The sequence below is a fragment of the Micromonospora sp. NPDC049044 genome (assembly GCF_040649215.1).
Classification (GTDB): domain Bacteria; phylum Actinomycetota; class Actinomycetes; order Mycobacteriales; family Micromonosporaceae; genus Micromonospora.
This window is the reverse complement of the sequence record NZ_JBEZFA010000061.1, coordinates 1-22,068: the sequence shown is the minus strand read 5'-3', so window position 1 is coordinate 22,068 and position 22,068 is coordinate 1. Positions and strand designations below refer to the sequence as shown.

Annotated in this window: 19 protein-coding genes; 5 read left to right on the top strand and 14 right to left on the bottom strand. The window is 71.0% G+C overall.

Annotated elements, in window-relative coordinates:
- The 3 genes from AB0B85_RS31970 to AB0B85_RS31960 form a co-directional block, all read right to left on the bottom strand.
- Entirely contained in the window at window positions 1-936 is a 936-nt protein-coding gene (locus AB0B85_RS31970; RefSeq protein ID WP_357413242.1) for an acyl-ACP desaturase, read from the bottom strand.
- 77 nt (window positions 937-1,013) lie between these two features.
- Window positions 1,014-2,342, bottom strand: coding sequence for a histidine--tRNA ligase (gene hisS, locus AB0B85_RS31965; protein WP_357413223.1), 1,329 nt, complete (start codon window positions 2,340-2,342; stop codon window positions 1,014-1,016).
- Between the two features lie 72 nt (window positions 2,343-2,414).
- Window positions 2,415-3,125: an MBL fold metallo-hydrolase gene (locus tag AB0B85_RS31960; protein WP_357413220.1), complete on the bottom strand. Its 711-nt coding sequence runs from the start codon at window positions 3,123-3,125 to the stop codon at window positions 2,415-2,417.
- A gap of 269 nt (window positions 3,126-3,394) precedes the next feature.
- On the opposite strand from AB0B85_RS31960, the gene AB0B85_RS31955 reads away from it, so the two are divergent.
- Window positions 3,395-4,279, top strand: coding sequence for a peptidylprolyl isomerase (locus AB0B85_RS31955; RefSeq protein ID WP_357413218.1), 885 nt, complete (start codon window positions 3,395-3,397; stop codon window positions 4,277-4,279).
- A gap of 61 nt (window positions 4,280-4,340) precedes the next feature.
- Window positions 4,341-5,180: a peptidylprolyl isomerase gene (locus AB0B85_RS31950; RefSeq protein WP_357413216.1), complete on the top strand. Its 840-nt coding sequence runs from the start codon at window positions 4,341-4,343 to the stop codon at window positions 5,178-5,180.
- A 70-nt stretch (window positions 5,181-5,250) separates the two neighbouring features.
- Here AB0B85_RS31950 and AB0B85_RS31945 read toward each other — a convergent pair whose 3' ends face one another.
- From AB0B85_RS31945 to ruvC, 8 genes are all read right to left on the bottom strand, one after another.
- A complete protein-coding gene (locus tag AB0B85_RS31945) occupies window positions 5,251-7,773 on the bottom strand; it encodes a bifunctional (p)ppGpp synthetase/guanosine-3',5'-bis(diphosphate) 3'-pyrophosphohydrolase (protein ID WP_357413214.1) in 2,523 nt (840 codons plus the stop codon).
- A gap of 199 nt (window positions 7,774-7,972) precedes the next feature.
- Complete coding sequence (locus tag AB0B85_RS31940; protein ID WP_357413211.1) at window positions 7,973-8,539, bottom strand: adenine phosphoribosyltransferase; 567 nt, start codon at window positions 8,537-8,539, stop codon at window positions 7,973-7,975.
- A gap of 137 nt (window positions 8,540-8,676) precedes the next feature.
- Window positions 8,677-9,864, bottom strand: a complete 1,188-nt coding sequence (gene secF, locus AB0B85_RS31935) for a protein translocase subunit SecF (RefSeq protein WP_357413210.1) — start codon at window positions 9,862-9,864, stop codon at window positions 8,677-8,679.
- Between the two features lies 1 nt (window position 9,865).
- The gene (gene secD, locus AB0B85_RS31930) at window positions 9,866-11,782 is read right to left on the bottom strand and encodes a protein translocase subunit SecD (protein ID WP_357413208.1); all 1,917 of its coding nucleotides are present in this window, start codon (window positions 11,780-11,782) and stop codon (window positions 9,866-9,868) included.
- Window positions 11,783-12,060: 278 nt separating this feature from the next.
- A complete protein-coding gene (yajC, locus tag AB0B85_RS31925; protein WP_357413206.1) occupies window positions 12,061-12,417 on the bottom strand; it encodes a preprotein translocase subunit YajC in 357 nt (118 codons plus the stop codon).
- 122 nt (window positions 12,418-12,539) lie between these two features.
- Window positions 12,540-13,607: a Holliday junction branch migration DNA helicase RuvB gene (gene ruvB / locus AB0B85_RS31920; RefSeq protein ID WP_357413204.1), complete on the bottom strand. Its 1,068-nt coding sequence runs from the start codon at window positions 13,605-13,607 to the stop codon at window positions 12,540-12,542.
- Entirely contained in the window at window positions 13,604-14,206 is a 603-nt protein-coding gene (ruvA, locus tag AB0B85_RS31915) for a Holliday junction branch migration protein RuvA (RefSeq protein ID WP_357413202.1), read from the bottom strand. Before ruvA ends, ruvB begins: the two co-directional genes overlap by 4 nt.
- On the bottom strand, window positions 14,203-14,730 hold the full coding sequence (gene ruvC / locus AB0B85_RS31910) for a crossover junction endodeoxyribonuclease RuvC (RefSeq protein WP_357413200.1): 528 nt from the start codon (window positions 14,728-14,730) through the stop codon (window positions 14,203-14,205). Before ruvC ends, ruvA begins: the two co-directional genes overlap by 4 nt.
- 379 nt (window positions 14,731-15,109) lie before the next feature.
- Here ruvC and AB0B85_RS31905 point away from each other — a divergent pair, with 379 nt between their 5' ends.
- Together AB0B85_RS31905 and AB0B85_RS31900 are read left to right on the top strand one after the other, a co-directional pair.
- Window positions 15,110-15,892 (top strand): 3-hydroxybutyrate dehydrogenase, encoded by a 783-nt coding sequence (locus AB0B85_RS31905; RefSeq protein WP_357413198.1) that lies wholly within the window; start codon window positions 15,110-15,112, stop codon window positions 15,890-15,892.
- Window positions 15,893-15,906: 14 nt separating this feature from the next.
- A complete protein-coding gene (locus AB0B85_RS31900; RefSeq protein WP_357413196.1) occupies window positions 15,907-17,826 on the top strand; it encodes a helix-turn-helix domain-containing protein in 1,920 nt (639 codons plus the stop codon).
- 74 nt (window positions 17,827-17,900) lie between these two features.
- On the opposite strand, the gene AB0B85_RS31895 is transcribed toward AB0B85_RS31900, so the two are convergent.
- From AB0B85_RS31895 to AB0B85_RS31885, 3 genes are all read right to left on the bottom strand, one after another.
- Window positions 17,901-18,509: a TetR/AcrR family transcriptional regulator gene (locus AB0B85_RS31895; RefSeq protein WP_357413194.1), complete on the bottom strand. Its 609-nt coding sequence runs from the start codon at window positions 18,507-18,509 to the stop codon at window positions 17,901-17,903.
- Window positions 18,510-18,520: 11 nt separating this feature from the next.
- Window positions 18,521-20,089 carry an MFS transporter gene (locus tag AB0B85_RS31890; protein ID WP_357413241.1) on the bottom strand — a complete coding sequence of 523 codons (1,569 nt, stop codon included), beginning with the start codon at window positions 20,087-20,089 and terminating at the stop codon, window positions 18,521-18,523.
- Between the two features lie 81 nt (window positions 20,090-20,170).
- Complete coding sequence (locus AB0B85_RS31885; RefSeq protein ID WP_357413192.1) at window positions 20,171-20,842, bottom strand: transcriptional regulator; 672 nt, start codon at window positions 20,840-20,842, stop codon at window positions 20,171-20,173.
- Between the two features lie 264 nt (window positions 20,843-21,106).
- On the opposite strand from AB0B85_RS31885, the gene AB0B85_RS31880 reads away from it, so the two are divergent.
- Window positions 21,107-21,964, top strand: coding sequence for an SPFH domain-containing protein (locus tag AB0B85_RS31880; RefSeq protein ID WP_357413190.1), 858 nt, complete (start codon window positions 21,107-21,109; stop codon window positions 21,962-21,964).
- Window positions 21,965-22,068: the final 104 nt, after the last annotated feature.

Below are 22,068 nucleotides of genomic sequence, written 5' to 3'. Positions count from 1 at the left end.
TTAGCGGAGGGCTAGGCGGGCGGCTCGGGCGTCGCGCTTTTCCTCGAAGCGGGTCGCGGCGCGGTCCAGGTTGTCCAGTTGGGCGGCGAGTTGCTCGCGGGCGGCTTCGCCGTCGGCGTCGAGACCTGTCACGTTGAAGACGTCCCACTGGCGCAGCACCGGCTGGAGCACCTCGTCCCGGTGCTGGCGCAGGTCGTAGATGCCGGCCAGGGCGATCGCCACCGACTTGCGGGCGAACCCGTCGATGCCGGCGCCCGGCATCTGGAAGTCGGCCACCACGTCGGCGACCGCCCGCATGGCCTGGCTCGGGGCCAGCTCGAACGCGGCGGCGAGCAGGTTGCGGTAGAAGACCATGTGCAGGTTCTCGTCGGCGGCCACCCGGGCCAGCAGCGCCTCGCAGGCGGGATCGCCGGTGGCCTTGCCGGTGTTCCGGTGCGAGATGCGGGTGGCCAACTCCTGGAACGACACGTACGCCAGCGAGTGCAGCACCTCGTCGCCGTGGGCGTTCGTGTAGCCCTCGGACATGTGCGTCATCCGGGCCCGCTCCAACGCCACCGGGTCGACCGCCCGGGTGACCGTCAGGTAGTCGCGGATCGCGACGCCGTGCCGGCCCTCCTCCGCGGTCCACCGGTGCACCCAGGTGCCCCACGCGCCGTCCCGGCCGAACAGGGTGGCGATCTCGTGGTGGTACGAGGGCAGGTTGTCCTCGGTCAGCAGGTTCACGATCAGCGCGGTGCGGGCCACGTCGGGAATCGTGGAGTCGGTAGGTGACCACGCCTCGCCACCGAGCGGCCCGTCGAAGGTCCGCCCCTCGCTCCACGGCACGTACTCGTGGGGGAACCACTCCTTGGCCAGCGAAAGGTGGCGGTCGAGGTTGCGGGCAACCACCGGCTCCAACTCGACGAGGAGCGCGGTCTGGCTAAGCGTGGTGCTCATGGTCACGAGAAACTCCCTACGGTGGCGTAACTTACGCTACCGTAGGTCCCCGTGGCCATGAGCGCCAGTGGGGAGAGTCAGCTGACCACCGGCCGGAGGTCCGCCAGGGGTGGCACCCACTCCTGCGCACCCGCCGTGACCTGCGCACCGGAGCGGATGTCCTTCACCTCGTCCGGCCCCCCGTCGGCACCCGGGAACCAGACGTACGGGATGCCGCGCCGCTCCGCGTAACGGATCTGCTTGCCGAACTTCGCCGCGCTCGGCGAGACCTCGGTGGCGATGCCGCGGGCCCGCAGCGCCGCCGCGATCCGGTCACTTGCCGGGCGGTGCTCCTCGTCGGCCAACGCCACCAGGACGCAGGTGGGCACCGAGCGGGAGACCGACAGGTCACCGGCGCCGAACAGCAACCCGAGCAGCCGGGTCACGCCGATCGAGATACCCACCCCGGGGTACGAGGTGGCACCGGCGCTGGCCAGGTTGTCGTACCGGCCTCCGGAGCAGATCGAGCCGAACCGCTCATAGCCGCGCAGCTGGGTCTCGTAGACGGTGCCGGTGTAGTAATCCAGGCCACGGGCGATGCGCAGGTCCGCCACGCACAGGCCGGGCGAGTGCTCGGCCGCGGTCTGCACCACCCGGACCAGTTCCTCGACGCCCTCGTCCAGCAGCGGGTCGCTCACCCCGAGCGCGCGTACGGCGTCGGCGAACGAGGCGTCCGGCGCGGAGATCTCGGCGAGCGCCAGACACGCCTTGGCCTGCGCCTCGCTCGCCCCGGCCGTCTGGGCCAGCAACTCGGTCACCTTGGCCGGGCCGATCTTGTCGAGCTTGTCGACGGTACGCAGCGCCGCCTCCGGGTCGGTCACCCCGACGCCGCGGAAGAAGCCCTCCCAGATCTTGCGGTTGTTCACCTGGATGGTCACCGGCGGGATCGGCAGCGACCGCAACGCGTCGCCGATGACGAGCGGCATCTCCGCCTCGTGGTGCGGGGCCAGGGTGTCCCGGTCGACGATGTCGATGTCGGCCTGGACGAACTCACGGTAGCGGCCCTCCTGCGGCCGCTCCCCCCGCCACACCTTCTGGATCTGGTAGCGCCGGAACGGGAAGGTCAACCTGCCCGCGTTCTCGAGCACGTAGCGGGCGAACGGCACTGTCAGATCGAAGTGCAGGCCGAGTTGGTCGTCACCACCGCCGCCCTCGGCGTCGGCGTGCAGCCGCCGGATCACGTAGACCTCCTTCGAGGTCTCGCCCTTGCGCAGCAGCTGGTCCAGCGGCTCCACCGCGCGGGTCTCCAGCGGCGCGAAGCCGTACAGCTCGAACGTGGTCCGGATCTTGTCGAGCACGAACTGCTCGATCATCCGCTGACCGGGGGTCCACTCCGGGAAGCCGGAGATGGGCGTGGGCTTGCTCATCGGCGTACTCCTTGCGGTGCCGCGCCCACGGCGCGGTGGTGTCGTGGGTCCGCGCGCGGCGCGGACGAGGATCTAGAGGCCCCGGGTGGGAGCGGCCGGCGACGTGCCAGCCACCTTCATGAGGTACGGGTTGCTGGCGCGCTCGCGGCCGATGGTGGTGCTGGGGCCGTGGCCGGGCAGCACGACCGTGTCGTCGGCAAGCGGGAGCACCTTGTCGCGCAGGCTGGTGAGCATGGCCGGCATGCTCCCGCCCGGCAGGTCGGTGCGGCCGATCGACCCGGCGAAGAGGACGTCGCCGGACAGGCAGATCTCGTCCGCCTCCCAGCCCGAGCCCGCGCCGGGCAGCCGGAACAGCACCGACCCGCCGGTATGACCCGGGGCGTGGTCGACGGCGATCTCCAGGCCGGCGAGGCTGAGGGTGGCGCCGTCGGTCAGCTCGGCCACGTCCTCCGGCTCGGTGTAGGTCAACCGGCCGCCGAAGAGCGCCCTCAGGTCGGCGGAGAGGCCCTTGGCCGGGTCGGCGACCATCTCCCGGTCACCGGGATGCACGTACGCGGTGATGCCGCGCGCACCGCAGACCGGCGCGACCGAGAAGGTGTGATCGAGGTGGCCGTGGGTGAGCAGCACGGCGGCCGGATGCAGGCGGTGCTCGGCGAGCAGCGCGTCGAGCTGGTCGAGCACCCCGATCCCGGGGTCGACCACCACGCACTGCTCCCCCGGCGCGGTGGCAACCACGTAGCAGTTGGTGCCGTAGGCGTCCGCGGGAAAGCCGGCCACGAGCACTGGCGCTGTCCTTTCGTCGAGCGGCTGTCATCCTGTCCAGCAGCCTAACGGGCGTACCGAGCGAGTTTGCCGCGTCCGTCCCGGGCGCCCCGTACGGCACAGTGACAACCTCCGATAAGCGCTGCTCGGGACGGGGTGGACCTCGTACACCACTTTCCCAGTCACTAGCCGTACACTCTGGCGGGCGTGTGGCGCGGCACACGTGACGCCCGGACGGGCCGGGACGCCCGGTCGCCGGCGACGACCAGGTAGAGGAAAGGGGAGCACCTGTGGCTTCCAGCAGGGACCGGCAGCGCAAACTGGCGCGGGCCAAGCTCGACCGGCAGTTGGCTCGCCGGGCCGCCGCCACGCGGCGTCGTCGGCAGATCCAGGCCGGTGTCGGCGCCGCCCTGATCCTGGTGCTGGTCGTGGCCGGCTCCGCCTGGGCACTCGGGGCGTTCGACTCCGACTCGAAGCAGAACACGGCAAACGAGGACACCTGCCTCTGGACGCCGCAGGACGCGGCGGGCAACGCCAACCTCAAGGACGTCGGCACGCCGGAGAGCAAGGGCCTGCCCACCGAGGGCACCCGTGCGATGACGGTGACCACCAACCAGGGCGGTCCGATCACCGCGGAACTCAACCTGACCAACTCGCCGTGTGCGGCGGCGAGCATCGCGCACCTGGCGAGCCGGTCGTTCTACGACAACACCAAGTGCCACGAGATCACCGCCGACGGCGCGCTGCGCTGCGGCGACCCGAGCGGCACCGGCCTGGGCGGGCCCACCTACTCGTTCTACGACGAGGAGCTGCCCACCGTGCCGTCGGCGTCACCGTCGGCAAGTCCGGCACCCGGGCAGCCGCCGACGTACCCGAAGGGCACCGTGGCGATGATCGCCAACCCGCCGGGCAACAACGGCAGCCAGTTCCTGATCTTCTTCAAGGACTTCACCACCGCTGACCCGAAGTATCCGGTGATCGGCCGGGTGACCGGCGGGCTGGACGTGGTGGAAAAGATCGGTGCGCTCCCGACCGTGGACAATGGGAGCGGGGCGAAGGTCAAGCCCAGCACCGACGTGACGATCCAGAGTCTCACCGTCGGTGAGCCGGTCACCGCGGCGGCACCCGCGCCGTCGGCCTCCGGCGCGCCGTCCAGCAGTCCCAGCGCCGGCTGACCGGCCGCCACCACCCACAACCAAGCGGCACCCAGCAGCAGACAGCCAGGAGGATCCAGGCGTGACGTCCACCAGAGAGCGGCAGCGCGCGGCGGCACGCGCCCGGCTCGAGAAGGAGATGGCCGAGCGCGCGGCCAAGGCCCGCAAGCGCCGGCAGACGCAGGCGATCGTCAGCGCGGCCGCCGCGCTGGTGCTCGTGGTCGCCGGCACCGTCTGGTTGGCGGTGAGCCTCGGCGGCGACGACGACAAGAGCGACACCGCCGCGCCGGCGGCGGGCGCGGCCGAGTGCGCGTACAACGCGCTGCCCACCGAGCAGCGCCCCCCGCAGATCAAGGACGTGGGGGTGCCGAGCAACCAGCAGTCCGCCAAGGGCATCCAGACCATGACGATCGACACCAACCTGGGCCCGATCACCGCCAAGGTCGACCGCTCGAAGGTGCCGTGCACGGCGGGCAGCTTCACCTACCTCGCGGAGAAGAACTTCTTCGACAACACCAAGTGCCACCGCCTGGTGAGCGAGGGCATCAAGGTGTTGCAGTGCGGTGACCCCAGCGCCACCGGCAACGGCTGGCGGGACACCGACGGCCAGGGCGGCCCGAGCTACCGGATGGCCGAGGAGAACCTGCCCACCGACAAGCGCCCGCCGTACCCGGAGGGTGTCATCGCGATGGCCAAGTCCCAGGATCCGGGGAGCACCGGCAGCCAGTTCTTCATCGTCTACGGCGACTCGCCGCTGGACCCGGCGTACACCGTGCTGGGCACCATCACCGGTGGCATGGACCTCGTCAAGGACGTGGCCAAGGCCGGCGACGACGGGGCGTTCGCCCAGCAGGCCGGTGGTGGCCACCCGAAGAAGGAGGTCATCATCAAGGACCTCACGATGAGCCCGCCGCAGAGCTGACACCCGCGTCCAGACGACACAGCGCCCGCCGGCCGAGCCGGCGGGCGCTGTCGTGTCCCCGGGGTACGCCTCAGGCGCCGGAGGTGACCCGGTAGGCGTCGAAGACGCCGTCGACCTTGCGGACCGTGGCCAGCAGGTGGCCCAGGTGTTTCGGGTCGGCCATCTCGAAGCTGAACCGGCTCACCGCCACCCGGTCGCGGGTGGTGGTGACGGTGGCGGAGAGGATGTTCACCCGCTCGTCGGAGAGCACCCGGGTGACATCGGCAAGCAGCTTGTGCCGGTCCAGTGCCTCGACCTGGATGGCGACCAGGAAGGTCGAGGCGGAGGTGAGCTTCCAACTCACCTCGACCACCCGTTCGCTCTGGGCCCGCAGGTCCTCGGCGTTGGCGCAGTCGTCGCGGTGCACGCTGACCCCGCCGGAGCGGGTGACGAAGCCGAACACCGAGTCCGGTGGGACCGGGGTGCAGCAGCGCGCCAGCTTGATCCAGACGTCGCTGACGCCGCGGACCACGACCCCGGGGTCGTTGCTGCTCTGCCGGCTGCGCGGCGGCCGGGTGGCGACGGCGGTCTCGGCGATGTCCTCCGCCGCGCCCTCCTCGCCGCCGTACGCGGCCATCAGCTTCTGCACGACCGACTGGGCGGAGACCTGGCTGTCGCCGACCGCCGCGTAGAGCGACGCCACGTCGGCCAGGTGCAGGTCCCGCGCGATCGACATGAGCGCGTCGGAGGTGAGCATCCGCTGCAACGGCATGCCCTGCTTGCGCATCGCCTTGACGATCGCGTCCTTGCCGGCCTCGATCGCCTCCTCGCGCCGCTCCTTGTTGAAGTACTGGCGGATCTTCGTGCGCGCCCGCGGGCTCTTGACGAAGCCGAGCCAGTCCTGCGTCGGGCCGGCGGTCTCGGACTTCGAGGTGAAGATCTCGATCACGTCGCCGTTGGACAGCGTCGACTCCAACGGCACCAGCTTGCCGTTGACCCGCGCCCCGATGCACTTGTGCCCCACCTCGGTGTGCACCGCGTACGCGAAGTCCACAGGCGTGGAGCCGGTCGGCAGCGGGATGACGTCACCCTTGGGGGTGAAGACGTACACCTCCTGGCTGGACAGGTCGAAGCGCAACGCGTCCAGGAACTCGCTCGGGTCGGCCGCCTCCCGCTGCCAGTCCAGCAGCTGCCGCAGCCAGGTCATCTCGTCGATGTGCGCCGGCGGGCCGACGATCTGGGTGCCCTTGTGCTCCTTGTACTTCCAGTGCGCGGCGATGCCGAACTCCGCGGTGCGGTGCATCGCGTACGTGCGGATCTGCATCTCCACCGGCTTGCCGGTGGGCCCGATGACAGTCGTGTGCAACGACTGGTACATGTTGAACTTGGGCATCGCGATGTAGTCCTTGAACCGGCCCGGCACCGGCTGCCAGTTGGCGTGGATGACCCCCAACGCCGCGTAGCAGTCGCGCACCGTGTCGACAAGGATCCGCACACCCACCAGGTCGTAGATGTCGTTGAAGTCGCGACCCCGCACGATCATCTTCTGGTAGATCGAGTAGAGGTGCTTCGGCCGACCGGTGGTCTCCGCCTTGATCTTGGCGGCCTTCAGGTCGGTGCCGACCTTCTGCGTCACCTGCCGCAACAGCGACTCGCGCTGCGGCTGGTGCTCCCCGATCAGCCTGTTGATCTCCTCGTAGCGCTTCGGGAACAGCGTGCCGAAGGACAGGTCCTCCAGCTCCCACTTGATCGTGTTCATACCGAGCCGGTGCGCCAGCGGCGCCAGGATCTCCAACGTCTCCTTGGCCTTCTGCTCCTGCTTGGGGCGGGGCAGGAAGGTAAGGGTGCGCATGTTGTGCAGCCGGTCGGCCAGCTTGATCACCAGCACCCGCGGGTCCTTGGCCATCGCCACGACCATCTTGCGGATCGTCTCGGCCTTGGCCGCGTCACCCAGCTTGACCTTGTCGAGTTTCGTGACGCCGTCGACGAGCAGGGCGACCTCGCCACCGAAGTCGGCGCGCATCGCGTCGAGTGTGTATTCGGTGTCCTCAATGGTGTCGTGCAGCAGCGCGGCGACAAGCGTGGTGGTGTCCATCCCCAGGTTGCCCAGGATGGTCGCCACCGCGAGCGGGTGGGTGATGTACGGGTCACCGGACTTGCGGTACTGCCCGGAGTGCCACCGCGCGGCCGTGTCGAAGGCGCGCTGGAGCAGCCGGGCATCGGCCTTGGGGTGGTTGTCCCGGTGGCTCGCGATCAGCGGCTCCAGCACCTCGCTGACCTGCGAGGTCTGCCAGGGCGCGTTGAACCGGGCCAGCCGGGCCCGCACCCGCCGCCCGGTGGGCGCGTTGGACAGCCCGAAGCCACCGCTCGGCGACGGGTCGACGCCGGTGTCGCTCGGGAACGGCACCACCACCCCGTCGGCACCGGGGGACGCCTCGACGCTCGGCGGGCCCCCTGTCGGACCTGCCGCGCTCTCGCCCGCAGCCCGTCCAGAGCCGCTGCCGGCGCCCGTCACCCGGGCTGGCGCGTCGCCTGCCCGGTCGGTCACCGTGCCGTCAGCGTCGCCTGTCGGGTGCACCGTGCCCTCCGCCGGAGGGACGACATCGTGGGACACCGGCCTCCTCACCGCTCGCCGGGAAATCACCTGCCGAACAATCGGCCGGCCTGGTCTCGCGCCGCCGGGCGACGTGCCGCCGGCGTCAGCAATGGGCAATGCTACCCGCACACACGGTCCGCTGCCGCTCCGCCGGACGGTCGGCACGGGCGCCGCCCAACGAGTCTGCCAGCAACCGGTCAGTCCGGCACCGACCGGGTCAAACGGTCAGCAGGGCATGGACGGGACGCGGTGCCAGCCGCTGCCGGCCGCCCAGGAAACCGAGCTCCAGCAGCACGGTGAAGCCGGTGACGGTGCCGCCGGCCCGCTCGACCAGGTCGAGCGTCGCCTCGGCGGTGCCGCCGGTGGCCAACACGTCGTCGACCACGAGCACCCGGTGCCCGGCGGTGAAGGCGTCCTCGTGCACCTCAAGGGTGGCCTCGCCGTATTCGAGCGCGTAGGACACCGAGTGCGCCGGGCGGGGCAGCTTGCCGGCCTTCCGGACCGGCACGACGCCGACCCCGGCCGCGTACGCGACGGCCGCGGCGACGACGAACCCGCGGGCCTCGATGCCGACCACCACGTCGAAGGCGTCCCGACCGTGGTACGCGACGATGCCGTCGGTCACCTCACGGAACGCCTCCCCGTCGGCGAACAGTGGCATCAGGTCCTTGAACATGACGCCGGGCTTGGGGAAGTCGGGTACGTCCAACACCCGGCTGGCGACCAGTCGGGCGGCCTCCGGGCCGATGTCCCCGCGCGCCGCGGTGCTGTGGGTCTCCGTCACGGCTGTTGCGTTCCCTTCGACGACGACGGCGCCCGGCTGGGACGGTGTCGACGTCCTCGGTCGAGCCGAGGCGCTTGGACACCGTCCCGGGCTGTTCGCACAGCATGCCGGACGCCGTTCGGTTGTTTCGTGGCGGGTCAGCGCCGCTTGGCGCCACCCGGCCGGTTGCCGCCGCCACCGGGGCGACCGCCGCGGGCACCGGTCGGCCGCTTACCCGCCGGACGAGCGCCCACCTTGGGCGCGGCACCGGCCAGCGCGGCGGCATCCGGGTCGACCGACTCCTCGGTCGCCGACGTCGGGCTGACGGCACCCTTGCCGGCGACCTCGCCCCGGGCGAGCGCGCCCCGCCGGGCCAGGACGCGCTTGTTGTGCGCCTGGATCCGCGGGTCGTAGTTCTTCAGCAGGGCCAGCAGCGGCGTGGCCACCAGGATGGAGGTCAGGAACGCCACCGCCATACCGACGAACAGCACCAGACCGAGGTCCTTCAGCGTGCCGGCGCCGAGCAGGCCGGCACCGATGAAGAGCAGACCGCCGACCGGCAGCAGGGCGACCACCGAGGTGTTCAACGACCGCATCAGGCTCTGGTTGACGGCCAGGTTGGCCGCCTCGCCGTACGTCTGGTTGTTGTTGGCGGTGATGCCGCGGGTGTTCTCCTGGACCTTGTCGAAGACCACCACCACGTCGTAGAGCGCGAAGCCCAGGATCGTGAGGAAGCCGATGATCGTCGACGGGGTGACCTCGAAGCCGACGAGCGAGTAGATGCCGGCGGTCAGGATCAGGTTCGTGATCAGCGAGGAGACCGCGGCGACCGCCATCCGCCACTCGAAGCGCAGGATCAGGTAGACCATCACCAGCGCGATGAAGATGACCAGGCCGAGCACGGCCCGCTCGGTGACCTGGCTGCCCCAGGCCTCGCTCACCTGGTTGCCGCTGATCTGGTCGGCGTTGATGCCGAAGCGGTCGGCGATCCGGGCCTTCACCGCGTTCGCCTGCTCGGGGCTGAGCTGCCCGGTACGCAGCTCGTAGGAGTCGCCACCGGGGCCGCCGACCTTCTGGGCGGTGACCACGTCGGTGCCGGTGTTCTCCGCCACGAGCGCCGCGTCGACCCCGCGCTCGGCGTCGTCCAGAGTGCCGACGCTCGCCGGCACCTGGAACGAGTTGCCGCCGGCGAACTCGATGCCCAGGCTGAACCCGCGGATCGAGAAGCTGAGGATCGCGATCAGGACCAGGACCCCGGCGACGCTGAACCAGAGCTTGCGCCGGCCGACGATGTTGAGACCGGCCTCGCCGTTGTAGAGGCGGCTCGCCAGACCGTTTTCAGCCATCTCAGGCCTCCTTGGCGCGCGGGTTGCGGGGCTGCTGAGTCGGCTGGTTACGGGCCGGCAGTGCCCGGCCCAGACCGCTGACCCGCGGGGACAGGAACGCCCGGGTCCGGGCGAACATCGTCATGATCGGGTGTCGGAAGAGGAAGACCACGACCAGGTCCAGCACGGTGGCCAGACCGAGCGCGAAGGCGAAGCCCTTGACCGTGCCGACCGAGACCACGTAGAGCACCACAGCGGACAGCAGGGTGATCGCGTTGGCCGAGATGATCGTGCGGCGGGCCCGGACCCAGGCGCGGGGCACGGCGCTACGCGGGCTGCGCCCCTCCCGGATCTCGTCCTTCAATCGTTCGAAGTAGATGACGAACGAGTCGGCCGCCACACCGAGTGAGACGATCATGCCGGCGATGCCGGCGAGGGTGAGCGTGAAGCCGATCTGCCGGCCGAGCACCACGAGCGCCCCGAAGACGAGCAGCGCGGAGAGGATGAGGCTCAGGAAGATCACCGAGCCGAGCAGCCGGTAGTAGAAGAACGAGTAGATGATGACCAGCAGCATGCCGATGCCCGCCGCGAGCAGACCGGCACGCAGGTGGCTCGCGCCGAGCGTGGCGGTGACGTTCTGCGACTCCTGCGCCTTGAAGGTCACCGGCAGCGCGCCGTAGCGCAGCTGGCCGGCCAGCGCGCTGGCGTCCTTCTGGTTGAAGTTGCCGGTGATCTGGGAGTTGCCGGTCAGCACACCCTGGATCTCCGGCGAGGAGACGATCTCGTTGTCGAGCACGACGGCGACCCGACACTTGCCGTCCTGACCCAGCGCTGTCGCGTCGCAGGCCTGACCCTCGTTGTTGAACGCCTCACGGGTCAGCGCCGTCCACTTGCCCTGACCGTCGCCGGTGAAGTCCAGGCTGACCACCCAGGCGTTCGTCTGGTCCAGCACCGCGTCGGCGTCGTCCACGTCGGTGCCGAGCACCTTCGCCTGGTCGAGCAGGTACTTCGACGCACCGTCCTCACAGGCGACGACCTGCTGCTTCTCGGCGGAGATCGACGCCGGGGGGCGCTTGTCGAGCTGAGCGCAGCCGATGGTGGGCACGTTGAACTGCATCTGCGCCGGCAACACGGCCACCTCTTGCGGCGACAACGTGCCGAACGGCTTGAGCTTGTCCGCCAACGACGGGTCGGCGGTCAGGTCGGCCGGGGCCTGCAGCCCGTTGGCGGCCTGCCAGGCGGCGGCGCCGACCTTCTGCTCGACGGCCTTGCGCTGCTCCTCGACGCTTGCCGGCACCGGCTCGGCGCTGGCGGTCGGGGCCGGCGCGCTGGCGCTGGCGCTCGGCGCCGCGGACGCGGAGGGCGTCGGCGTGGCGCTGGGCGACGCGGGGGCCATACCGCCCTGACCGCCACTGGGCGACGAACTCACCTTCGGCGCGCCGCTGCCCGACGGGGTCGGGGTCGCGCCACCGGACGGGGTCGGCACGGCACTGCCCGACGGGGTCGGCGCCGCCGACGGCGGCGCGGCGATCGTCCCGCTGCCGTCCGCCGCCTTCAGCACCTTGCGGAAGCGCAGCTCCGCCGCGCTGCCCACCTCGTCGAGGTTCCGGTTCTCACCGGGCAGGGAGATGACGATGTTCCGGTTGCCCTCGGTGACCACCTCGGCCTCGGCCACGCCGAGCCCGTTGACCCGGTTCTCGATGATCTGCCGAGCCTCCTCGAGGTTCTCCGCCGTCGGCGGCTTGCCGTCGATGGAGTTGGTCGCCTCCAGCGTCATCCGGGTGCCGCCGATCAGGTCCAGGCCGAGCTTTGGCTCGAGCCGGTCCTTGAAGCTGCCGCTGGCGCCGGAGAAGAACACCAGAAGATAGAGGACCACGAAGATGAACCCGAGCACGGCGAGCTGCCGCCCGGGGCGCATCTGTCCCTGAGGTGGTGCCACGGCTGTCCTGTCTCCCTGTACGGTCGCGCCGCTCTGCGCAGCGACGGCGGTGTCGGGCCGGTGATCCCGCCCGACGGGTCTGCCTTGAGCCGACGGGATGCTGACACGAGGACCGGCACCCCGGCGCGGAACGCCGACGGTCACGGCTACGTGCCGACGCCCGGCGTCGACCCAACTATTTAGTTTTCACGTCTCGTCCACTGCCCCGTCGGCGCGACGACCCGGAAGCCGGGTCGACCGGCCGTACGCCGGCCTCGCCGCTCCCGGCGGGGAGGGGGTCAGTCCTTTGCGGTGTCCGCGTCCTCGGTGGCCGGCTCGCTCGGCAGCTCCGCGCGGGTGACCACCCGGGCGATGGCCGGGCGGGCGTAGCGCGTCTGCACGCCCGGTGCGACCTCGATCAGAACGGTGTCGTCCTCGATGCCGGTGACCGTGCCGTAGAGCCCACCGATGGTCACGACCTCGTCGCCGGGGCCGAGGTTGGACTGCATCGCCTCCGCCTCACGACGGCGCTTCTGCTGGGGCCGGATCATCATGAAATACATGACGCCAAAGAGCAGGGCGATCATCAGGATCGGCGTGAAACCGCCGGCCCCGCCACCCGCTGCTGCCAAATGCACGGTTACTGACCTTCCCATTGGCCACCTCCCCGGCACCGTGGGTGCCGGAGCGGAGGCGGATTCTCACGTCCTGTACAGACCGCGGCGAAGTCTAAACCCTGCACCTGGGAACGCCGAATGCGGCACAGATCACGTTCACATCACGGCTGATCGACATCCAACGAGAACAAGTCGGGCACAGGTGGACTATCTGCACCAAATGTACCATTCGGCGGAGTGCGTCCCAGATGACGCCAAGCCGCCTCCGTGGCCACCCGCCCCCGCGGTGTACGGGCCAACAGGCCAGCCCGGACCAGGAACGGCTCGCAGACCTCCTCGACCGTGTCCGGCTGCTCCCCCACCGCCACCGCGAGCGTGGACAGACCCACCGGACCACCCCGGAACGAGTCGACCAACGCGGTAAGCACCGCACGGTCCAGCCGGTCCAACCCGAGCGCGTCCACGTCGTACACGATCAACGCGGCCCGGGCGGTGTCGACATCGACCACCCCGTCGGCCCGCACCTCGGCGTAGTCACGGACCCGGCGCAGCAGCCGGTTGGCGATCCGGGGCGTGCCCCGGGACCGACCGGCGATCTCGGTCGCGCCCTCCGGCGTGATCGGCACCCCGAGGATCCGCGCCGAACGGTGCAGCAGCGTCTCCAGATCCGCAGGGGCGTAGAAGTCGAGGTGAGCGACGAACCCGAACCGGTCCCGCATCGGCCCGGTCAGCAGACCCGAACGGGTCGTCGCGCCCACCAGCGTGAACGGCTCGACATCGAGCGGGATCGCCGTCGCTCCCGGCCCCTTGCCCACCACCACGTCGACCCGGAAATCCTCCATCGCGCTGTAGAGCAACTCCTCAGCCGGACGCGCGATCCGGTGGATCTCGTCGATGAAGAGCACATCGCCCTCGGCGAGACTGGTCAGGATCGCCGCCAGATCCCCGGAACGCTCGATCGCCGGACCGCTGGTCACCCGGATGCCCGCACCCAACTCGGCGGCGACGATGTTGGCCAGACTCGTCTTGCCCAGCCCCGGAGGACCGGAGAGCAGGATGTGATCCGGCGGCGAACCCCGGCGCATCGCGCCCTGCAACAACAGGTCGAGCTGATCACGCACCCGGTCCTGGGCGATGAACTCGGCCAACCGCCTCGGCCGGACCGTGGCCTCCGCGTCCCGGTCCGCGTCGCTGACGTACGCCGAGACGAGTCCGTCGGTCTCGCTCATCGGGTGCGGCCCAGCAGGCGGATGGCCTGCTTCAGCAGGACCGGCACCGGCGGCGTCTCACCCTCGATCGACTCCGCCACCGCGGCCACCGCCTGATCGGCCTGGCCCGCCGTCCAACCCAGCCCGACCAGTGCCTGTCGAACCTGTTCCGGCCAACTGCCCCGGGTCACCCCGGTCACGCCGTCGGCGCCGATCGGCACCGGCCCGATCCGATCGCGCAGCTCCAGCACCAGGCGCTCGGCGCCCTTCTTGCCGATCCCGGGCACCCGGGTCAGCGCCGCCGTGTCGGCGTTGGCGATCGCCTTGCGCACCGCGTCCGGGCTGTGCACGGCAAGCACCGCCTGGGCCAGTCGCGGACCCACCCCACTGGCGGTCTGGAGCAGCTCGAACAGCGACTTGGCATCGTCGTCGGCGAAGCCGTAGAGGGTGAGCGAATCTTCCCGCACGATCAGGCTGGTGGCGAGCCGGGCGACCTGGCCGACCCGCAGCTCGGCGAGGGTCCCCGGGGCGCAGTGCACGGCGAGCCCGACACCGCCGACCTCGATCACGGCCTGGTCCGGACCCGTCGCGGTCACCGTGCCGCGCACGCTGGCGATCATCGTGCTCCTCCTCGTCGTGCCCGGTCGGCTGCCGCCGCCAGCTTGGAGCGGGTACCGCCGCGCCACACGTGGCAGATGGCCAGGGCGAGCGCGTCGGCGGCGTCCGCCGGCTTCGGCGGCTCGGCCAGACGCAACAGCCGGGTGACCATCGCTGTCATCTGCGCCTTGTCGGCCTGACCGGACCCGGTCACGGCCGCCTTCACCTCACTAGGGGTGTACGTCTGCACCGGCAGCCCGGCGCGCGCACCGGCCAGCACGGCGATGCCGCTGGCCTGCGCGGTGCCCATCACGGTACGAACGTTGTGCTGACTGAACACCCGCTCGACGGCGACGCTCTCCGGTTGGTGCTCGGCGACCAGCTTGCTCAGCGACCGGTCCAGGTGCAACAGCCGCAGCGCCAGGTCGTCGGCCGGATCGGTGTAGACCACGTAGTACGCGACCAACGTGCAGGGCCGGCCGGGCACACCCTCGACCACGCCGACCCCACACCGGGTCAACCCCGGGTCCACACCGAGCACGCGCACGCCGCCCCCTCCCCAGCTGTCAGCAGTACGTGTGTTCGACACCCTAACCGGCGCCCTGCACACCAGCCCCACTGGACACGCCCTCCGCACCCCACCCCCGCCCTCGCGCCCCATGCCCCACGCCCCACGCCCTCACCCTCATGGCCTGACGCCCGCACGCCCGCGCCCATGCCCCCTCGCGCCTCACGGCCCCACGGCCGTCACAACATCGGGGATGTTGCTGCATCTGGTGCGCGGGAGGCAGCAACATCACCGTTGTTGCGCGGATCTTGACGGCGGAGGCGGGCGAGGAAGGGCGGGCGGGCCACACAGCTTCGGCCGGGAGTATGTGTCGCCGACCCATGTGCCGGGGAGGGCACAGCTCGTAACTTCTTGCGCCATGACGGCAGAACACGTGGCGGTCCCCCACGTCGTACAGGTCGACCTCTCCGGTCGGACCGCCCTGGTCACCGGGGGTGGCAGTGGCATCGGGCGGGCGTGCGCCCTTCGACTGGGCGCGGCCGGCGCGAAGGTGCTCGTGGTGGACCGCAACCTGGAGGCGGCCAAGGCGGTGGCCGCCGAGGCCGGCGGCCGGGCCGAGGGCGTGGACCTGTCCGACGCGGCGGCGGTGGACCGCCTCGACGTGGACGTGGACATCGTGGTGAACAACGCCGGGCTTCAGCACGTCGCGCCGCTTCAAAACTTCCCCGTGGAGCGCTTCGAGTACATCCAGCGGGTGATGGTGGAGGCGCCGTTCCTGCTGATCCGCCGGGCGCTGCCGCACATGTACGCCCGGGGTTGGGGTCGGATCGTCAACATCTCGTCGGTGCACGGGTTGCGCGCCTCGCCGTACAAGGCGGCCTACGTCTCGGCGAAGCACGCCCTGGAGGGGTTGTCGAAGGTGGTGGCGCTGGAGGGCGCCGCGCACGGGGTGACCGCCAACTGCATCAACCCGGCGTACGTGCGGACCGCGCTTGTGGAGAGCCAGATCGCCGACCAGGCGACCAGCCACGGCATCGACGAGGCCGAGGTGATTGAGAAGATCATGCTGGCGCGGGCGGCGATCAAGCGCCTGATCGAACCGGAGGAGGTCGCCGAGCTGTTGGCGTACCTCTGCTCGCCGCCGGCGGCGTTCATCACCGGCGCGTCGATCGCCCTCGACGGGGGCTGGACGGCCAACTAGTGGGGCTGAGCACAATGTCGACCATGTCGTCGCCTGTGGAGTTCCTGGAACTGCTCGCCCGTGAGGCCGCGGCGGTGGAGTTCGAGGGGCCGCTGGTGGCCGCGCGTGCCGCCGGGGTGCCCGCCGACCGGTTGGCCGAGCTGGAGCAGGCCAAGACGGTGGCGCTGCGGGTCCGCGCGCTGCTGGAACGCCGCCGCCGCCGCGAGGTCGAGCTGTCCGGTCTGTACGACACGGTCAGCGATCTGGCCGGGCTGCGCGACCTGGACGACGTGTTGCGGGCGATCGTGCACCGGGCCCGCAACCTGCTCGGCGCGGACGTGGCGTACATGACGCTCAACGACGACGAGCGCGGCGACACCTACATGCGGGTGACCGACGGGTCGGTCTCGGCCCGCTTCCAGCGGCTGCGGCTGCCGATGGGCGCCGGCCTCGGTGGCCTGGTGGCCCAGTCCGGCGCACCGTACGTCACAGCGAACTACGGCGAGGACGCGCGCTTCCACCACACCGGGGAGATCGACGCCGGGGTCGGTGAGGAGGGCCTCGTCGCGATCCTCGGGGTGCCGTTGCGGCTCGGCTCCACCTCGATCGGTGTGCTCTACGCGGCGAACCGTTCGGCGCGGCCGTTCGTCCGGGAGGAGGTGGCACTGCTTGTCTCGCTCGCCGCGCACGCCGCGGTGGCGATCGACACCGCCCGGCTGCTCACCGAGACCCGCGCGGCGTTGGCCGAACTGTCGGCGGCGAACACCACAATCCGGGCGCACAGCAGCTCGGTGGAGCGGGCCGCTGCGGCACACGACCGGATGACGGCGCTGGTGCTGCGCGGCGGCGGGGTGGAGGACGTGGCGGCGGCGGTGACCGAGGTGCTTGGCGGCGCGCTGCTGGCGTTGGACGCCGAGGGCCGCCTGCTGGCCCGGGTTGGTGAGATCGACGAGCCGGACCGGGTGGACATCGTAGAGGCGGTGGCGGCGTCGCGCACCGAGGGGCGCAGCGTGCGCCGCGGCCCACTCTGGTACGCGGCGGTGGTGGCGGGCGCGGAGAACCTGGGTGCGCTCGTGCTGCGTCCGGACGACGAGTTGGTCGACGCCGACCAGCGCATCCTGGAGCGGGCCGCGCTGGTGACAGCGCTGCTGCTGCTGTTCCGCCAGACGGTCGCCGAGGCGGAGGGGCGGGTCCGGGGTGAGCTGCTTGACGACCTGATCGCCCGGCCGCTGCGGGACACCGACGCGTTGCGCAGCCGTGGCCGCCGGCTCGGGGTGGACCTGGACGCGCCGCACGTGCTGGTGGCGGTGGGCGACGACGCGATCGCGGCGACCGGCTCGGCCCGCCAGCGGGTGCTCTCCTGGGCCACCACGTACGCCTCGGCGCGCGGTGGACTGGCCGCCGCGCGCGACGGTCGGGTGGTGCTGATGCTGCCCGGGCTGGACGCGGGCGGCAGCGCTCGCGCGGTCGCCCGGGATCTGTCCCGGGTGACCGGCCGACCGGTGACCGCCGGTGCGAGTGGCCCGTCGACCGGGCCGGCGGCGCTGGCCGCCACGTTCCACGAGGCGGACCGGTGCCTTACCGCGCTGAGCGCGCTGGGCCGCGCCGGTCAGGGGGCGAGCACCGTGGAGTTGGGCTTCGTCGGGTTGCTGCTGGGGACCGTCGGTGACCGGGGCGAGAAGGACGTGACCCAGTTCCTCAGCGCCACCGTCGGGCCGGTTGTCGACTACGACGCCCGGCGGGGCACGGCGCTGGTGAAGACGCTGGAGGCGTACTTCGGGGTGGGTGGCAGCCTGGCCCGGGCCGCCGAGCAACTGCACGTGCACGTCAACACGGTGACCCAGCGGCTGGAGCGGGTGGGACAGCTGCTCGGCGCCGACTGGCAACGGCCCGATCGGGCGTTGGAGGTGCAGCTCGCGCTGCGTCTGCACCGGTTGCGCGCCCCGGCCGGCTGACCGACGCCGGGCCGAACCTCGGGCCCGGCGTGCCCGGCCGGACCCCGGCACACCCGGCCCCGGCGTGTACGCGGTCAGCGGGCGCGGATGCCCTCCAGTACGGCGTCGACGACCCGCTCGGGCAGGGCCTGCTCGTCCAGGTCCGGATTCCACTGCAGCACCCGTTGGATCAGCATCGGCCCGGTGAGCAGCGCCATCGTCACCTCCACGTCGATGTCGGCGCGGAGCACCCCCTCGTCGATGCCGCGTCGCAGCACCTCGCGCATCAACTTCCGTCGGGGCGAGATGATGTTCTGGTAGAGCTGGAACTGGTCGGTGCTCCGGTTCACGGCGGACGCCAGGCACGGCATGATCTTTTCGGCTCGCGGGTCGACGTTCTTGCCGATCGCGCCGACGAGCAGCACCAGATCGTCGCGGACGGAGTGCCCGGCCGGCTGCGCCAGGACGCCCTTGAGCCGGCGCAGCGCGTCGAGCAGCAACGCGTCCTTGCCGGCCCAACGGCGGTAGATGGTGGCTTTGCCGACCCCGGCACGGGCCGCGATCGCCTCGATCGAGAGGGCCTCGATGGTGCTGCCTTCGGCGAGCAGATCGAGGGTGGCCTCGATGATCGCTTCGTCGGCACGGATGCTCCGCGGTCGCCCGGGCGACCGCGGAGCATCAGCGGTGGACATCATGTCCGACATTCTTCCCGGACCTATGCCGTGCCGGCCAACTCGGGCTCGGCGACCGGGGCCGCCGGGGCGAGGTTGGTCTCGTCCCGACCCGGCATCCAGCGCAGCACCACGATGATCCCGAGCGCGGCGATCACCGCGGAGAGCCCGGCCGCCCAGTGCATGGCGGTGACGAAGGCGTCGTTGGCCGCCGAGATCAGCGTCGGCGCCGCCGGGCCGAGCTGGCCCGCCGCCGCGTACGCCCCGGAGATCGACTCGTTGGCCGCGTCGCGGGCCTGGGTGGGCAGGCCGGTAAGCGCGTCGCCGATGTCGCTGCGGTAGACCGCGGAGAGCACCGAGCCGAGGACCGCCACGCCGAGCGCGCCGGCCACCTGGCGGATGGTGTTGCTGACCGCGGAACCGACGCCGGCCTTCTCCCGGGGCAGCGCCGACATGATCGACTCGGTGGCGGGCGGCATGATGTTCGCCATTCCGGCGCCCTGGATGAGGAAGACGAGCAGCACGATCCAGATCGGGGTGGAGGCGCCGATGAAGACGAAGGCGCCGAGGGACACCACTGTCAACGCCAGCCCGACGGTGGCGACGGCCTTACCGCCGTAGCGGCGGACCATCGCGGCGCTGCGCGGGGCGAAGACCAGCTGGGCGCCGGCGAAGGGCAGGAAGAGCAGACCGGTCTGCAGCGGGCTGTAGTCACGCACGAGTTGCAGGTAGAACGAGCCGAAGAACATCGAGCCCATCGCGGCGAAGAACACCAGGCCGACGATGGCGACCGGCGCGGCGAAGTGGGGCACCTTGAACAGCCGGACGTCCAGCGACGGGTGGTCGCTGCGCCGCTCGTGCTGCACGAACCAGCCGAGCACCGCGACGCCGAGCACTATCGAACCCCAGGCCATCGGGCGGTCGAAGCCGTGCTCGCCGCCGTCGATGATGCCGTAGGAGAGGGCGACCAGACCGACCACGGAGAGCAGCACGCCGAGCACGTCGACCCGGCCCGGCCGCGGGTCACGCGACTCCGGGACCAGCAGCCCCACCAGCACCACGCCGGCGACGACCACCGGCACGTTGATCAGGAAGACCGAACCCCACCAGAAGTGCTCGAGCAGCGCGCCGCCGAGGATCGGGCCGATGGCCACGGCGAGACCGACGGCTCCGGCCCAGACACCGATGGCCCGACCACGCTCACGCGGGTCGAAGACGTTGGAGATGATCGAGAGCGTCACCGGCATGATGGCCGCGCCGCCGACCCCCATCAGGGCGCGAGCGGCGATGAGCTGGGCCGGGCTGTCGGCGTACGCGGAGAGCAACGACGCCAGGCCGAACAGCACCAGACCGACCATCAGGAAGCGCTTGCGGCCGGCGCGGTCACCGAGCACACCGAAGGTGAACAGCAGCCCGGCGAAGACAAGCGTGTAGGAGTTGATCGACCACTCCAGCTCGCCCTGGCTGGCGCCGAGGCCGTGCACCGGGTCGGCCAGGGTGCGCAGGGCGACGTTCAGGATCGTGTTGTCGAGGACGACCACGAGGAGGCTGATCACCAGCACCCCCAGGATCGCCCACCTCCTCGGGTGACCGGTGTTGTTGTGCAGCTCCATGCCTGGTTTTCCCCCCATGCTTTCCCCGCGCGCAATACGATACGGGTCAGACTCGTAACGCGGATCAGCGTACGGCGCGCATTAACGATACGACACCGATCCGTATCGTATGTGGTGGGCGTCACGCCGCGGAGCGCCGGAAAGACAGGCGGCGACAGCGGTCGGCAGCGAGCCGAGATACCCCACCGGCGCGCCCAGTGGCTCGATCCAACCCGGCCCCGCGCCGTACACCCGCAGGCCTGGAAAGTCCCGGGCGAAGCGCACCAGGCGGTACGCGCGGCCGGTGACCGGCGTCTGCGACCAGAGCACGACGGTCTGCGGGCTGGCCCGGTACACCGCACTGGCGAGCGCCGACCAGGGCAGCGCGGGACCCAGGTGCAGGCAGCCGCGGCCCTGCTCGCGCAGTGCGGCGGCGAGCGCGTGCAGCCCGAGGCAGTGCGCCTCCTGCTCGGCGCCGGCCAGCAGCACCCCGTCGGTGGGCAGGGACCGGCCCGGCTCCCTGCGGTACACGTCCACCCCGACCCGGACACCCTCGCAGAGGGCGTGCTCCACGGCTACCTCGGCGGCGGTACGCCCCGACAGCCCGGCCAGCAGCGGACGGCAGACCTGTTCCCAGAGCGCCGGCACGCCCCAGGTTTCGGCCAACTCCAGCACCAACGTGGCGACGGCGTTGCCGTCCAGGTCATCGGCAGCCAGCGAGACCTGCTTGCGCGCGATCTCCACGGTCTCCGCCGGCATCGGCTCGGTCAGCACACACGCACCCCCGGATAGACATTCCCTACCCGGGGTTCGCTGGAACGACACGCGGCGGATGCGCCGGCGCGAGATTTACCACCGGCCGGCCCCAGCCGGTGGGCCGCGACGCCGCCGACGCCCCGCCAGCCGGTGGGCCGCGACGCCGCCGACGCCCCGCCGGCACCGCATCCACGGGCGGTGCCGCCGAGAGCCCCGGCGCCGCGACCTTGACCGGACCTCCTAGATTGATGATCCACACAGCCCCGCGGAAGGTCCCACCCCATGCCTGTCGGCTTCACCATGGCGATCGTCTTCGCCGCCGCCCTGGCGGTAAGCGCCGTCCTGGCCCTCGTCACGCCCGCGCGACAGCTGAAGCGGGTCGCCGCTCTCGCCGCGCTCGGTTTCCTGGCCCTCACCCTGCTTGTCGGGATCGGCTCCAGCGCCCACTCGGTGCCCATCCGCTCGGTCGGCATCGTGACCAGCTTCGGCAAGCCCACCGGCGAGGTGACCGGTTCCGGCCTCAAGTGGGTGGCGCCCTGGCAGAAGGTCGGCGAGTGGGACGCCGGCCGGCAGAAGTACGACCACATCGGCGGCAACAACTGCGTCCGGGTCCGCACCGGCACGCTCGCCGACGCCTGCGTCGAGGTCCTCATCGAGTGGCAGGTCAAGCCGGAGAACGCGCCGAAGCAGTTCATGGACTACAAGGGCGACTTCGACAGCTTCCGGGGCCAGCGGGTGGGAGTGCAGCTGGACAGCGCGGTGAACGACGCCTTCGCCGCGTACAACCCCCTCGAGAAGATCGACGCTCAGACCGGCGACCTCAACGTCGACCTGAAGCCGTTCGCGGCGAACATCAAGTCCAGCGCGGAGACCCGGCTCACCACCGACGTGGACATCCTCTCGGTGACCATCACCCGGGTCAACCACGACGACAAGACCGAGGGCAACATCAAGGCGTTCCAGGACAAGCTGGCCCAGACCCGCAACCTGGAGCAGGACCGCAAGAACGCCGAGATCTCCAAGCAGATCACCGAGACCAACGCCAAGGTTGACAAGGTGACCCGCTGCCTGGAGATCGCCGAGAAGAACGGCGCCAACCCGGGTCTGTGCATCAACCCGGGCATCGTCACCGGCAAGTGAGCCAGACGCCGGCCCACCCGTGGCGGGCCACCTCCGCCGCCAGGTATTCCGGCGCACCGGCCAGCGGCGACGCGAGCAGCGGATCGGCGTCGATGAGCGCCAAC

Coding starts and splice junctions, on each gene's coding strand:
- AB0B85_RS31970 (WP_357413242.1), bottom strand. CDS start 936: ATGAGCACCACGCTTAGCCAGACCGCGCTCCTCGTCGAGTTGGAGCCG.
- hisS (WP_357413223.1), bottom strand. CDS start 2,342: ATGAGCAAGCCCACGCCCATCTCCGGCTTCCCGGAGTGGACCCCCGGT.
- secF (WP_357413210.1), bottom strand. CDS start 9,864: ATGGCTGAAAACGGTCTGGCGAGCCGCCTCTACAACGGCGAGGCCGGT.
- yajC (WP_357413206.1), bottom strand. CDS start 12,417: ATGGGAAGGTCAGTAACCGTGCATTTGGCAGCAGCGGGTGGCGGGGCC.
- ruvB (WP_357413204.1), bottom strand. CDS start 13,607: ATGAGCGAGACCGACGGACTCGTCTCGGCGTACGTCAGCGACGCGGAC.
- ruvA (WP_357413202.1), bottom strand. CDS start 14,206: ATGATCGCCAGCGTGCGCGGCACGGTGACCGCGACGGGTCCGGACCAG.
- AB0B85_RS31905 (WP_357413198.1), top strand. CDS start 15,110: ATGACGGCAGAACACGTGGCGGTCCCCCACGTCGTACAGGTCGACCTC.
- AB0B85_RS31900 (WP_357413196.1), top strand. CDS start 15,907: ATGTCGACCATGTCGTCGCCTGTGGAGTTCCTGGAACTGCTCGCCCGT.
- AB0B85_RS31895 (WP_357413194.1), bottom strand. CDS start 18,509: ATGTCGGACATGATGTCCACCGCTGATGCTCCGCGGTCGCCCGGGCGA.
- AB0B85_RS31890 (WP_357413241.1), bottom strand. CDS start 20,089: ATGGAGCTGCACAACAACACCGGTCACCCGAGGAGGTGGGCGATCCTG.
- AB0B85_RS31880 (WP_357413190.1), top strand. CDS start 21,107: ATGCCTGTCGGCTTCACCATGGCGATCGTCTTCGCCGCCGCCCTGGCG.